Consider the following 13,283-nt stretch of genomic DNA (forward strand, 5'->3'; position numbering starts at 1 on the left):
CGGGTTGACCTCCACCAGGTCGGCATCGCCCTCCACGAAGCAGCGGTAGAGCTTGACCAGCAGGTCGATGGCGCCCTCCCGGGCCTCCTCGTCGAGCCCTGCCCGATCCACCAGGGCAGCGGCCGCCTCGACCGTGAGCCCGTCGACGGGATCGATGTGGAGCCGGGCGATGGCCTCGGGCTCCTCGGACGCCACCTCCTCGATGTCGACGCCGCCCCTGCTCGACACCAACCCGAGATGGAGCTTCGCCGAGCGGTCGAGCGTGAAGCTGGCGTAGTACTCCTTGGCGATGTCCGAGGCGTGCTCGATCCAGAGCCGGCGCACCACGTGGCCCTTGATGTCCATCCCGAGGATGGCCTCGGCGTGGCGCCGGACCTCGGCGGCGTCACCCGCCAGCTTGATGCCCCCGGCCTTCCCCCGACCGCCGACCTGGACCTGGGCCTTGACCACGACGGGGTACCCCACCCGGTCGGCCTCGACCACGGCCTGGTCGGCCGTGTCGGCCACGCCTCCTGGCGACACGGGGATCCCGTAACGGGCGAAGTACTGCTTGCCCTGGTATTCGAACAGGTCCACCTGGCTGCCTCTCCTGTCGGCTCGGTCGTCGGATCTAGGTCTGGCTGCTCTCGCTCGCCGCCTCCCGGCGGTCGAGCTCGTCGCCCAGCCACTCGAGAATGTTCTGGAGCGGGGCCCCGGGGGTGAACACCTTGGCCACGCCGATCTCGGTGAGCTTGGGGATGTCGGCCTCGGGGATGATGCCCCCGCAGACCACCAGCACGTCGCCGGCGCCGTGGGACCTGAGGGCCTCCATGATCTTCGGGACCAGGGTGAGGTGCGCCCCCGAGAGCAGCGACAGGCCGACGGCGTCCGCGTCCTCCTGGATCACGGCCTGGACGACCTGTTCGGGTGTCTGGTGCAGGCCGGTGTAGATGACCTCGAAGCCCGCGTCGCGCAGGGCCCGTGCGATCACCTTGGCCCCCCGGTCGTGCCCGTCGAGGCCAGGCTTGGCCACGATCACGCGGTAGGGCCTGTTCATCCATCGCATACTACGCAGGGCCCGGTGCGGCCCCACCAACCGGGCCACTCACGGCGGTCAGGCCCGCTTGAGCGGCGCCCAGGCCAGCAGGAGCTGCTTCTCGCCGATACCCGGGAACCGGATCGTGGCCTCGGCCTTGTCGCCCCTGCCGCGCAGCTCGAGGACCACGCCTTCTCCCCACTTGCCGTGGACGACGTCGTCACCGATCTTCAGGCCCAGCCGCTCCGCTCCCGTGGTCCGGGCCGGGCTCGTCCGACCGGCCCGGCGGGCCTCTTCGACGAGTGCGTCGCGGCCACGGGTCCCCGACCTGCTGGCGCCGTTGGCGCCGTTGCTCGTCGCACCGTTTCCTGCCGCCCGCAGCAGCATCTCCGGGACCTCTTTCAGAAAACGGCTGGGCGGGTTCCACTGGACCGAGCCCCACAGCCCGCGACAGGTGGCGTGGGACAGGTACAGGTACTCGCGGGCCCGCGTCATGCCGACGTAGCACAGACGGCGCTCTTCCTCGAGCTCGTCGGGCTCGCCCAATGCCCGCAGATGGGGGAACACCCCCTCCTCCATGCCGACGAGGAACACGGCGGGGAACTCGAGGCCCTTGGCCGTGTGGAGGGTCATCAGTGCGACCCTGGAATCGTCGTCGTCGAGGTCGTCGGCGTCGTTCACCAGGGCCACCCCCTCGAGGAAGGAAGCCAGGTCCTCGTGCTCGCTGGCGACGCCGACCAGCTCGGCCAGGTTCTCGAGCCGTCCCGCCGCCTCGAGGCTGTGCTCGGCCTCGAGCTCGGCCCGGTAGCCGGTGAGCTCCAGCAACGCCTCCAGCACCACCGCCGGGTCGGCGCCGGACAGCTCACCATCGGCGTCGCTGCGCAGGCGCTCGAGCAGCTGGAGCAGGCTGCGGACCCCGGTGGCGGCCTTACCGGTGACGCCCGCTCGCTCGGCCTCGGCCAGGGCCGCACCGAACGTCACACCGTGGGAGGAGGCCCACGCCTCGATGCGCCGGACGCTGGTGTCTCCCACCCCTCGACGGGGGACATTGACGATGCGCCGGAACGAGACCTCGTCGTCGGGGTTGACGAGGACCTTGAGGTACGCGAGGAGGTCCTTCACCTCGCGGCGGTCGTAGAAGCGCGGCCCGCCGACCACGACGTACGGAACGGCCCGCCGGACCAGCTCCTCCTCGATCGCCCGGCTCTGGGCGTTGGTGCGGTAGAACACGGCCACGTCACCCCACCGGCATCGGCCGGTGGAGTGCAGGCGGGCCATCTCCTCGCCCACCCAGAAGGCCTCGTCCCGCTCGTCCTCGGCCTGGTAGTACGAGATCCGCTCGCCACCCACGTGCTCGGTTCGCAGGACCTTGGGCTTGCGCATCACGTTGTTGGAGATGACGGCGTTGGCCGCGTCGAGGATGGTCTGCGTGGATCGGTAGTTCTGCTCCAGCAGGACGACGGTGGCGTCGGGGAAGGCCTCCTCGAACTCGAGGATGTTGCGAATGTCGGCCCCCCGGAAGCCGTAGATGCTCTGGTCCGTGTCCCCGACCACGAAGACGTTGCCGTGCCCCTTGCCCAACAGCAGGATCAGCTCGTTCTGGGTGCGGTTGATGTCCTGGTACTCGTCCACCAGGATGTGCGAGAAGCGCGACTGGTACTCGGCCAGCACCTCGGGATGGCTCTGGAAGAGGTTGACCGTCACCAGGAGCAGGTCGTCGAAGTCCATGGCGCTGGCCGCCAGGAGCCGCTGCTGGTAGTCGCGGTAGACCTCGGCCGTCCGGCGTTCGAAGACCTTCTCCGCCCGCGCCGAGTAGGTCTCGAAGTCGAGCATCTCGTTCTTGGCGTTGCTGATGGCGGCGTGGACGGCTCGAGGCGGGAAGCGCTTGGGGTCGAGATCGAGATCGCGCAGCACGTAGCCGGTGAGTCGCACGGCGTCGGCCTGGTCGTAGATCGTGAACGAGGAGCGGTAGCCGAGCTTGTCGGCGTGGCGACGAAGGATGCGCACGCACGCCGAGTGGAAGGTCGACACCCACATCCGCTCGGCCACAGGGCCGACCAGCGCGGCGACGCGGTGACGCATCTCGTCGGCGGCCTTGTTGGTGAAGGTGATCGCGAGCAGCTGGAACGGCGACACCCCGCGCGCCACCACCAGGTGGGCGATCCGACGGGTGAGCACCCGCGTCTTGCCCGAGCCGGCGCCGGCGACCACCAGCATCGGGCCATCTCCGTGCAGCACGGCGCGACGCTGGGCGGGGTTGAGCCCGGCCAAGAGCTCCTCCTCACCGGCCCGATCAGGTCCGGCCGCGGCCGCCTCGCTCATCTCGCTGCCACCATAGCGGTGGTCACTCCCACTCGATGGTGCCTGGCGGCTTCGACGTGACGTCGAACGCGACCCGGTTGACGCCGGCCACCTCGTTGATGATCCGGCTCGACAGCCGCTCGAGGAGGTCGTACGGGAGGCGGGCCCAGTCGGCCGTCATGGCGTCGTCCGACGTGACGGCGCGGATGATGACCGGATAGGCGTAGGTCCGCTCGTCACCCATCACCCCCACGGTGTGCACGCCGGGCAGGACGGCGAAGCTCTGCCACAGGCTGCGGTACAGGCCGGCCCGCTTCACCTCCTCGACGACGATGGCGTCGGCCGCCCGCAGCAGCTCGAGCCGCTCGGGCGTCACGGCGCCGACGATGCGCACGGCCAGCCCGGGACCTGGGAACGGCTGACGCCACACGATCTCCTCGGGCAGGCCCAGCTCCTCGCCCACTGCCCGCACCTCGTCCTTGAACAGGGCGCGCAGGGGCTCGACCAGCTCGAGGTTCATCTCGGCGGGTAGGCCCCCCACGTTGTGGTGGGACTTGATCCTGGCCGCGTCATCGGTGCCCGACTCGATGACGTCGGGGTACAACGTGCCCTGGACGAGGAACCGGGCGTTGTCGATGTCACTCGCGACCTCTTCGAAGACCCGGATGAAAGTGGCGCCGATGGCCTTGCGCTTCTCCTCGGGATCCACCACCCCGTCCAGCACCTCGAGGAACCGGTCGGCAGCCTTGGCCCGCACCAGGTCGATCTGGAACTGACCGCGGAAGGTGTCCTCCACCTGCTCCGACTCTCCCGCCCGCATGAGCCCGGTGTCGACGTACACACAGGTCAGCTGGGAACCGATCGCCTTGTGGACGAGCGCGGCGGCGACGCTCGAGTCGACGCCCCCGGAGAGGGCGCACAGCACGCGATGGGACCCGACCTGAGCCCGGATCGCCTCCACCGACGCCTCGATGATCGAGGTGCGGGTCCAGCTCGGACGACAGCCGCACACGTCGTAGAGGAAGCGCTTGAGGATCTCCTGGCCCCGCTCGGTGTGGACGACCTCCGGGTGGAACTGCACCCCGTACAGCCGGCGGCTGGCGTCCTCCAGGGCGGCGACGGCGGCGTCGGGGGCCCGCGCCGTGACCGCAAACCCGTCGGGGGCGCTGGAAATGGCGTCGAAGTGGCTCATCCACACGTCCTGCTCGCCGGGCTGCTCGGCGAAGAGCACCGACGGCGCCAGCAGCGTGAGCGGTGTCCGCCCGTACTCGCCTCGGCCGGTGCGGGCCACCGATCCCCCGAGCTGGTGGGCGAGCAGCTGGGCGCCGTAGCAGATGCCGAGCACCGGCACGCCCGAGCGGTAGACGTCGGGGTCGATGGCGGGCGCCGACTCGACGTGCACCGACTTGGGACCGCCGGAGAGGATGATCGCCTTGGGCCGGCGGGCCAGCATCTCGCCCGCCGGCATGGTGTGGGGAACGATCTCGGAGTAGACATGCGCCTCGCGCACCCGCCGGGCGATCAGCTGCGCGTACTGAGCCCCGAAGTCGACGACCAGGACCGTGTCGAAGGCCGGGTCGCCCGGGAGGGGACCCGCCGAGCTCAAGGGTGCCCCATACCGACGCCCTGTGACCGCTGGGCCGCCTTGCCCTCGGTCTGGAGGGCGGGCGCCACCATGACCTCGGCCTTCTGGAACTCCTTGACCGTCTCGTAGCCGGTGGTCGCCATCGAGGTGCGCAGCGCGCCGAAGAGGTTGAAGCGGCCGTCGTTCTCGTGCGCCGGTCCCAGGAGGATCTCGCTCATCGTCCCTCTCATGCCCGTGCGGATCCTGGCGCCCCGCGGCAGGGTGGGGTGGAACGTGGCCATGCCCCAGTGGTAGCCGCGGCCGGGCGCCTCATTGGCGGCGGCGAGCGGCGAGCCCAGCATCACCGCGTCGGCGCCGCAGGCGATGGCCTTGGCCACGTCGCCGCCGCGGCTCATGCCGCCGTCGGCGATGACGTGGCAGTACACGCCGGTCTCGTCGAGGTGGCGGATGCGGGCTCCGGCACCGTCGGCGATGGCCGTGGCCTGGGGTACGCCGACGCCCAGCACGCCCCGGCTGGTGCAGGCGTTGCCGGGCCCCACACCCACGAGGATGCCCACGGCGCCGGTGCGCATCAGGTGCAGGGCCGCCTGGTAGGAGGCGCAACCACCGACGATCACCGGGATGTCGAACTCCCGGATGAAGCGCTTGAGATTGAGCGGCTCGGTGCTCTTCGAGACGTGCTCCGCCGACACCACAGTCCCCTGGATCACGAGCAGGTCGAGCTCGGCCTCCAGGATGGCCGGCGCGAGGCTCTTCGTCCGCTGCGGGGTCACGGCCGCGCACGACACCACCCCCGCGCTCTTGATCTCCCGGATACGGGCCGTGACGAGCTCGGGATTGATGGGCTCGGTGTAGATCTGCTGCATGCGGGCCGTCGCCTTGTCGTCGTCGAGGTGGGAGATCTCCTCGAACAGGGGCTCGGGGTCCTCGTACCTGGTCCACAGCCCCTCGAGGTTGAGGACACCGGTCCCGCCGAGCTGGCCCACCTGCGCGGCGATGGCGGGACTCGTCACGCCGTCCATGGCCGCGGCCATGAGCGGGAGCTCGAACCGGTAGGCGTCGATCTCCCAGGAGATGTCCACCTCCTCGGGATCGCGGGTCCGCCGGCTCGGGACGATGGCGATGTCGTCGAACCCGTACGCCCGCCGACCCGACTTGCCGATGCCGATCTCGACCTCAGCCATCCACGCTCCTCACAACTCGGGGGGAAAGGCCAAGGCTACAGCGACGCTGTGCCGATCAAGCGGCTCTCGGGGCACGTTCAGCCCCCGCCGACCACCAGCTCCAGGAGCTCGGTGAGGATGCGGGCCGTGGCGCCCCAGATCGTCTCGCCGTCGATCTCGAAGAAGTGCATCGGTCGGTCCTTCTGGCCTGGGAGGTCCCAGCGCTCTTCGCGGTACACGTCGTCGGTGACCAGCTGGGCCAGGCTGACGTCGAAGGTGCGAGCCACCTCGCCGGGGTTGGGCGTCAGGCGCGGACGTCGCGCCAGCGCCCCCACGAACGGCGTGATCCTCGACCCGCTCGACACGGTCGCCAGCGGGGCCAGCTGCCCCAGCACCTCGACCTGGCCCGGATCGAGGCCGACCTCCTCATGGGCCTCCCGCAGGGCGCCGGCCAGCGCATCCTCTCCCGGCTCCAGCCGCCCCCCCGGGAAGGCCACCTGACCGGTGTGCGAGCGGAGGTGGGCGGCGCGCCTGGTCAGGATCACCCTGGTCTCCCCGGCCTCCTCGAAGAGTGCGACGAGCACGCCGGCCTCGCCGTTCGGGTCCGCCTCCAGCCTCGCCACCGTCTCGGGAGTCGTCGGATCTTGCCGGCGCAGCCCTGCCCGCACCCGCTCCATGGTGACGCCCCGCCTGAGATCAGGTTCCACCTTCGCCCACGGAGCCGGCGCGCCAGGGCGGGCCCCGTCGGGACGGGGGATCAGCTGCTCGCCCGACCCCACCTGCAACTAGCTGGCCACCGTGCTGCCCTCGACCAGCGCCTCCAGCAGGTCGCGCAGGCCCCCGGTCTTGAGGTTGCTCATGACCCGCCCAGGCGGCGTCTCCGCCCGCTCCCACTCCATCCAGAAGGCCAGGAGCTTGGCGGGATCGGGGGGCGGCCGGGGGTCCATATGCGGACAATCTAGTTGTGGGCCACGCCCGCATCGGCCCCGGACAGCAGTCGGCCGAGCCCCTGGGGCCCGGCCGACCAGCTATACGGTCTCGCCGTGTTACATCATCCCGCCCATGCCACCCATTCCGCCCATGCCGCCCATGCCACCGCCGGCAGCGGCGGCCGCGGCGGCGGCGGGATCGGGGCCCTTCTCAGGCTTGTCCGCCACCAGCACCTCGGTGGTGAGGAGCAGGCCAGCGATGGAGGCGGCGTTCTGCAGGGCTGATCGGGTCACCTTGGCGGGGTCGATGACCCCGGCCTTCAGGAGGTCCTCGAAGGCACCGGTGATGGCGTTGAGGCCGATCGTGCCGCTCTCGGACTCGACTTGGCGCACGACCACGGCGCCCTCGAGTCCGGCGTTGGCGGCGATCCACCGTGTGGGCTCCTCGAGGGCCTTGCGCACGATGTCGGCGCCCGTGGCCTCGTCACCGCTGAGGCCCTTGGCGGCCGTGTCGATGGCGCTGCGGCTGCGGATGAGGGCGGTACCCCCACCAGCGACCACACCTTCCTCGATGGCCGCCCGGGTCGCCGACAGGGCGTCCTCGATGCGGTGCTTCTTCTCCTTGAGCTCCACCTCGGTGGCGGCGCCGACCTTGACGACGGCAACACCGCCGGCCAGCTTGGCCAGTCGCTCCTGGAGCTTCTCCCGGTCCCAGTCGGAGTCGGTGTCCTCGATCTCCCGCTTGATCTGGGCGATGCGCCCCTTGATGTCGTCCTCGCTGCCGGCACCCTCGATGATCGTGGTGTCGTCCTTGGTCACGATGACCCGGCGCGCATGGCCCAGCAGGTCGAGGGTGGCGTTCTCCAGCTTGAGGCCGATCTCCTCGGAGATGACCTGACCGCCAGTGAGGACGGCCATGTCCTCGAGCATCGCCTTGCGGCGCTCGCCGAACCCGGGCGCCTTCACGGCGACGGAGTTGAACGTGCCCCGGATCTTGTTCACGACCAGGGTGGCGAGGGCCTCGCCCTCCACGTCCTCAGCGATGATGAGCAACGGCTTGCCGCCCTGCATGACCTTCTCGAGCACGGGGACGAGGTCGTGGACGGCGCTGATCTTCTGATTGGTGATGAGGATGAGGGGGTCGTCGAGGACGGCCTCCTGGCGCTCGGCATCGGTCACGAAGTACGGGGACAGGAAGCCCTTGTCGAACTGCATGCCCTCGGTGAAGTCCAGCTCCAGGCCGAAGGTGTTCGACTCCTCGACGGTCACCGTGCCGTCCTTGCCCACCCGGTCGATGGCGTCGGCCAGGACCTCGCCGATGGATGCGTCGGCGGCCGAGATGGCGGCGACCTGGGCGATCTCGCTCCGGTCGTCGATCTCCTTGGCCTGGTCCAGGATGGAGCTGACCGCCGCGGCCACGGCCGTGTCGATGCCCCGCTTGAGCGCGGCCGGGCTGGCGCCGGCGGCCACGTTGCGCAGGCCCTCCCGGACCAGCGCCTGGGCCAGGACCGTCGCCGTGGTCGTGCCGTCGCCGGCCACGTCGTTGGTCTTGGTGGCGACCTCCTTGACCAGCTGGGCGCCCATGTTCTCGAAGGCGTCCTCCAGCTCCACCTCACGGGCGATCGTCACGCCGTCGTTGGTGATGGTGGGAGCGCCGAACTTCTTGTCGAGGACCACGTTGCGGCCCTTCGGGCCCAGCGTGACCTTGACCGAGTCGGCGAGCTTGTTGACGCCGGCCTCGAGCCCGCGCCGGGCACTCTCGTCGAACTTGAGGATCTTGGGCATTACTTCTTGCCCTTCTTGCCGGTCGTCTTGGCCAGGACGTCACGGCCGGTGAGGATCAGCAGGTCCTCGCCCTCGATGACGATCTCGGTCCCGCCGTACTTGGAGTACACGACCGTGTCGCCCACTGCGACCTCGAGCGGGATCAGCTCGCCGGTGTTCTCCGATCGCCGTCCGGGGCCCACCGCCAGTACCTCGCCCTGCTGGGGCTTCTCTTTGGCGGTGTCGGGGATCACCAGGCCCGAAGCCGTGGTCTCCTCCGACTCGCTGGGGCGCACGACGATCCTGTCGTCGAGGGGCTGTAGGTTCATCTCCGCAGGCCTCCCTTTGGCTTGCTCTTGGCCTTAGCACTCTCGGCCTTAGCACTCTCAGATGTCGAGTGCTAACCCTAGCGAGCGGTCCCGCTGCTGGCAACTGGGTCCTGCGCCGGACCAGTTGGCGACGGCCAGTCGGCGCGGGCCCAGTTGGCGAGGGGCTCAGTTGGCGAGGGGCTCAGCGGGCGTCGGCCAGCCGCAGCCCGGGGTCGGCCCCGGTCTCGAGCGAGCTGGGACCGTCGCTTCGCAGCCGCCACCATCCTGCCGCGGCCACCATGGCCGCGTTGTCGGTGCACATCGAGCGGCTGGGGACGAAGGCGCGCAGGCCGTCGGCGATGCAGGCGTCGAGGATCCGCTCCCGCAGGACCGAGTTGGCCGCCACCCCGCCGGCGAGGCACAGCCCCCGGGCGCCCACGGCCGCCGCCGCCCGCCGGGCCTTGGCGACCAGCACGTCCACCACGGCCTCCTGGAAGGAGGCGGCCACGTCGGGGATGGACACGTCGGGGTGCTTGCGCACGTAGGTGATCACGGCCGTCTTGAGGCCGCTGAACGAGAAGTCGAGGCCATCGTCGAACAGGGCGCGGGGGAATGCGATGGCGTCGCCCCGCCCACGGGCGGCCTGGCTGTCGATGACGGGGCCGCCCGGGTAGCCGAGGCCGAGGAAGCGAGCCACCTTGTCGAACGCCTCTCCCGCCGCGTCGTCGATGGTCTGTCCCAACAGCCGATAGCGCCCGTGGTCCTCCATCGCCACGAGGAGGGTGTGGCCACCCGAGACCAGCAGGACGACCAGCGGCAACTCGAGATCCGGCTCTTCCAGGAAGGCGGCGTACAGGTGCGCCTCCAGGTGGTTCACGGCGACGAAGGGCACGTCCCACACCAGCGCCAGCGACTTGGCCGCGCTGACCCCGACCAGGAGGGACCCGACCAGGCCTGGACCGACGGTGGCCGCCACGGCGGCCACGCCGGGAGCGCCGTCGCCGTCCTCGGCGCCGCGGGCGTCGAGCCCCGCCTCCACCAGCGCTTCGGCGATGACCGGCGTCAGGAGGTCGACGTGCGCCCGTCCGGCGATCTCGGGCACGACACCGCCGTAGCGGGCGTGGATGTCCACCTGGCTGCTCACCACCGAGGAGAGCACCCGGTTGCCGTCGGCGACGACCGCCGCGGCCGTCTCGTCGCAGGAGGTCTCGATGCCCAGGATGCGCGCCGGCGGGGTCACGGGGTCACCACCGCTCCTCGCCCACCGCTGTCGAGCCGAGCCCCGCCTCCAGGGCATCCAGGCGGCGGGCGTAGTCATCGGTGTCGATGTCGTCCACCCACATGACCAGGGCATCCTCGTTGGTCTCGGCGTAGTAGTTCTTGCGGATGCCGGCGGGCTGGAACCCGAACCGGTAGTAGAGCGCCTGGGCGACGCGATTGGCGACCCGCACCTCCAGGGTGAGGTTGCGGGCTCCTCGATGTCGGGCCAGCCAGGCCATGTTGAGCATGAGTCGGGTGCCGACCTTGTGTCGCTGCCACGCCGGATCGACGGCGATGGTGGTGACGTGGGCGTCGGCGCCGCTGAACATCAGGCCCGAATAGCCGACGACGGTTCCCTCGGCCCGGGCGACGTGGTAGGCGCGTGTGGTGCGCAGGGCGAGCTCGCTCATGAAGAGGCTCAGCGACCACGGGCGGGGATAGACCTGGGCCTCGATACGCAACACGGAACGGAGGTGCCGGCGTCGCATGGACAGGATCTGCACCTCGGGCACCGTCGGGCGCCGGGGTGGGACGAACGGGCGTCGGGCGTTGTCGTCGGGGACGCGAGCAGCAGCCACCGTCAGCCCCGCCCCGGGACCGGGGCGCCGTCGCCCTCCGGGCCGGTCGGGCGCGCCGATTCCCCGTCGCCAGCCGAGCCCGGTCCAGGTCGGCCCGCGGGGCGGCGCTGGTCCCAGTTGATCTCCGCGTCGGACTTGCGCAGGTAGAGGACCCGTAGGTCGCGCGGCTGCACGAACTCCTCGCGGAGGGCGCGGGGATGGGACAGCTCGACCAGCGCCGAGGCCTGCGGATGGGCGTACCCGAGCCCACCCAGCTCGATGCGGCTGTCCACGGCAAGCAGGTCCGCGTGGCGGACCGCCCCGTCGCCCACCACCAGGCACTCATCGCCGCTGGCCTCGAGCTCGCAGGCCAGCTCGGCGGGCGGCTGGAGCCGGTAGTCGGACAGCCGCTGGACGCCACCTTGGACCTGGCGGTAAAGGGCGCTGTAGACCTCCCCCCGCCGGGCGTCGATGACGGCGGCGATGAGCCTGCGGGTGTGCCGCATCGGAAAGGCGAGCAGATCCAGGCTGGACAGCCCGATCATCGGCACCCTGAGGGCCTGGGCCGTCGCCTTCGCCGCCGCCACGCCCACCCGCAGGCCGGTGAAGAGCCCGGGGCCCACGTCGACGGCCACGACGCTCACCTCCCGCAACTCCACCTGGGCCTGGCGGCACACGAAGTCGATGGCGGGAGCGAGGGTCTCGGCGTGGCGACGCCCGCGCGCCGCGCCGAAGGAGGCGATCACGCCCTCCTGGCCGCCCACGGCCACGCCGACCTGCTGGGTGGCGGTCTCGATGCCGAGGATGATCACCGGAGCGCCCCCGGGAGGAAATCGTGGCCAGGACCGGGGTCGATCAACCACGGGTCGAGCGCGAGGCCCAGCGCGTGCAGCCGCCCCGACCACCGCCTCCCGACCGCTTGCAGCGTGAGCACCCGGTCGTCGTCGTCAGCGCCCAGGTCGAGGCCCACCTCCAGGAAGTCGGGGGCCAGGGCGGCGGCGGCCATGTCACCCCACTCGACCAGAGCCACCCCACCCTCGTCCAGCAGCTCGGGCAGGGCCAGGTCGACGACCTCCTGGAGGTGGTCGAGACGGTAGACGTCGGCGTGGACGAGCGTGATCCGGCCCTTGTAGGTGCGCAGCAGCGTGAAGGTCGGGCTCGTCACCGGCTCCTCGACGCCCAGGCCCCGCCCGAAGCCCTGGGCGAAGACGGTCTTGCCGGAACCGAGCTCTCCTGCCAGCAGCAGGACGTCCCCAGGCTCCACCAAGGCAGCCACTGCCGCGGCCAGCTCCCTCGTGTCGTCGGGTGACTTGGTGGCGGCGACGATCACAGTCGCGCTCCGAGCTCCTGCTTGGCCCGCACCAGGTCCGCTCGCATCTCAGCGAGGACCTCGCCTCCCCCGCCCCGCAGGGCGGCGGCCGGATGGTAGGTCGGTATGAGGCTCCCCGAGCGGAAGGGATAGGCCCGTCCCCGCAGGCGTCGGATCCCCTCGCTGGTGTCGAGCAGCAACCTGGTCGCGAAGTTGCCGAGCGTCACCACTACCGCGGGCGCCACCATGTCGAGCTGGGCCTCGAGATAGGGACGGCACGACGCGATCTCGTCCGGCCGCGGGTCCCGGTTGCCCGGCGGCCGGCACTTCACCACGTTGGCGATGTAGGCCTGACGACGCTCGAGGCCGATCTCCTGGCGCAGGAGCCGGTCGAGGAGCTGGCCCGACCGGCCCACGAACGGCTCGCCGGCGAGGTCCTCGTCCCGTCCGGGCCCCTCGCCGACGAGCATCAGTGCGGCGTCGGGTTCCCCGACGCCGAACACAACGTTCGTCCTGCCTTCTGACAGCGGGCAGCGGACACAGACATGTGCTTCCCGCTCGAGCTCGACGAGCGTCGCCACACCAGCATCGTAATCGCCGGAGTCGGCGAAAGCGCTGGGTAACTCGACTCAGGGTCCGCGCTGCTAGCCGGCGACGGTGGAGACCACGGCCCGTACCACGGCCCGCGCCGCGAGCAACCGGACCTCGTCGACGTGAGCCTCCACCTCGCCCAGGGCGGCGGCCACGATGGCATCGCCGTCGACCGTGGTGTGGGCGGGCTCGATGCTGCGGGCCAGGCCGTCGTGCGCCGACTGGGCCACGAGCAGACAGCCGGTCTTGCTGAGGGCGGCGTTGGTCACGACGACGCCGACGGCGGTGTTCCCCAGGACCCAGAACGACCCTCCGGAGGTGGGCGGGAAGGCGCCGGGTCCGGGGTCGGCCCGCTCCTCCGCGGCGGAGCCGGGCGGGACGACATCACCGAAGGCATTCACAGCCATGAGCGCCGACACGGTCAGGTGCTCTCGGCGCTCGGTGGCAGTGCCGATCCCCGCCGGCACGGCGGCGTCCCGCCCCCGCCACGTGCTGACCGTC

Annotated in this window: 15 protein-coding genes; all 15 read right to left on the reverse strand. The window is 70.8% G+C overall.

Annotated features, from left to right (window positions below; translation table 11 throughout):
• A partial coding sequence (locus tag VH112_14510) for an ATP-grasp domain-containing protein (GenBank protein HEX4541451.1) occupies window positions 1–576 on the reverse strand: 576 nt, incomplete at its 3' end.
• 34 nt (window positions 577–610) lie between these two features.
• Entirely contained in the window at window positions 611–1,036 is a 426-nt protein-coding gene (locus VH112_14515) for a cobalamin B12-binding domain-containing protein (protein ID HEX4541452.1), read from the reverse strand.
• A gap of 57 nt (window positions 1,037–1,093) precedes the next feature.
• Complete coding sequence (pcrA, locus tag VH112_14520) at window positions 1,094–3,337, reverse strand: DNA helicase PcrA (GenBank protein HEX4541453.1); 2,244 nt, start codon at window positions 3,335–3,337, stop codon at window positions 1,094–1,096.
• Between the two features lie 22 nt (window positions 3,338–3,359).
• Window positions 3,360–4,922 carry a glutamine-hydrolyzing GMP synthase gene (gene guaA / locus VH112_14525; GenBank protein ID HEX4541454.1) on the reverse strand — a complete coding sequence of 521 codons (1,563 nt, stop codon included), beginning with the start codon at window positions 4,920–4,922 and terminating at the stop codon, window positions 3,360–3,362.
• A complete protein-coding gene (locus tag VH112_14530) occupies window positions 4,919–6,085 on the reverse strand; it encodes a GuaB3 family IMP dehydrogenase-related protein (GenBank protein ID HEX4541455.1) in 1,167 nt (388 codons plus the stop codon). The genes guaA and VH112_14530 overlap by 4 nt, the downstream gene beginning before the upstream one ends.
• 77 nt (window positions 6,086–6,162) lie before the next feature.
• Window positions 6,163–6,843 carry a CoA pyrophosphatase gene (locus VH112_14535; GenBank protein ID HEX4541456.1) on the reverse strand — a complete coding sequence of 227 codons (681 nt, stop codon included), beginning with the start codon at window positions 6,841–6,843 and terminating at the stop codon, window positions 6,163–6,165.
• A gap of 6 nt (window positions 6,844–6,849) precedes the next feature.
• Window positions 6,850–7,011, reverse strand: coding sequence for a hypothetical protein (locus VH112_14540; GenBank protein HEX4541457.1), 162 nt, complete (start codon window positions 7,009–7,011; stop codon window positions 6,850–6,852).
• A gap of 99 nt (window positions 7,012–7,110) precedes the next feature.
• Entirely contained in the window at window positions 7,111–8,778 is a 1,668-nt protein-coding gene (groL, locus tag VH112_14545; protein ID HEX4541458.1) for a chaperonin GroEL, read from the reverse strand.
• Window positions 8,778–9,086, reverse strand: a complete 309-nt coding sequence (groES, locus tag VH112_14550; protein HEX4541459.1) for a co-chaperone GroES — start codon at window positions 9,084–9,086, stop codon at window positions 8,778–8,780. The genes groL and groES overlap by 1 nt, the downstream gene beginning before the upstream one ends.
• A gap of 181 nt (window positions 9,087–9,267) precedes the next feature.
• Entirely contained in the window at window positions 9,268–10,305 is a 1,038-nt protein-coding gene (tsaD, locus tag VH112_14555; GenBank protein HEX4541460.1) for a tRNA (adenosine(37)-N6)-threonylcarbamoyltransferase complex transferase subunit TsaD, read from the reverse strand.
• Window positions 10,306–10,309: 4 nt separating this feature from the next.
• Window positions 10,310–10,903 (reverse strand): ribosomal protein S18-alanine N-acetyltransferase, encoded by a 594-nt coding sequence (gene rimI, locus VH112_14560; GenBank protein HEX4541461.1) that lies wholly within the window; start codon window positions 10,901–10,903, stop codon window positions 10,310–10,312.
• Between the two features lie 2 nt (window positions 10,904–10,905).
• Entirely contained in the window at window positions 10,906–11,694 is a 789-nt protein-coding gene (tsaB, locus tag VH112_14565) for a tRNA (adenosine(37)-N6)-threonylcarbamoyltransferase complex dimerization subunit type 1 TsaB (protein HEX4541462.1), read from the reverse strand.
• A complete protein-coding gene (tsaE, locus tag VH112_14570) occupies window positions 11,691–12,212 on the reverse strand; it encodes a tRNA (adenosine(37)-N6)-threonylcarbamoyltransferase complex ATPase subunit type 1 TsaE (protein HEX4541463.1) in 522 nt (173 codons plus the stop codon). Before tsaE ends, tsaB begins: the two co-directional genes overlap by 4 nt.
• Window positions 12,209–12,772, reverse strand: coding sequence for a uracil-DNA glycosylase (locus tag VH112_14575; GenBank protein HEX4541464.1), 564 nt, complete (start codon window positions 12,770–12,772; stop codon window positions 12,209–12,211). Before VH112_14575 ends, tsaE begins: the two co-directional genes overlap by 4 nt.
• A gap of 63 nt (window positions 12,773–12,835) precedes the next feature.
• Window positions 12,836–13,283, reverse strand: a 448-nt coding sequence (locus tag VH112_14580) for a P1 family peptidase (protein HEX4541465.1), incomplete at its 5' end; no start/stop codon positions are given.

The sequence above is a fragment of the Acidimicrobiales bacterium genome, from assembly GCA_036270875.1.
Taxonomy (GTDB): domain Bacteria; phylum Actinomycetota; class Acidimicrobiia; order Acidimicrobiales; family AC-9; genus AC-9.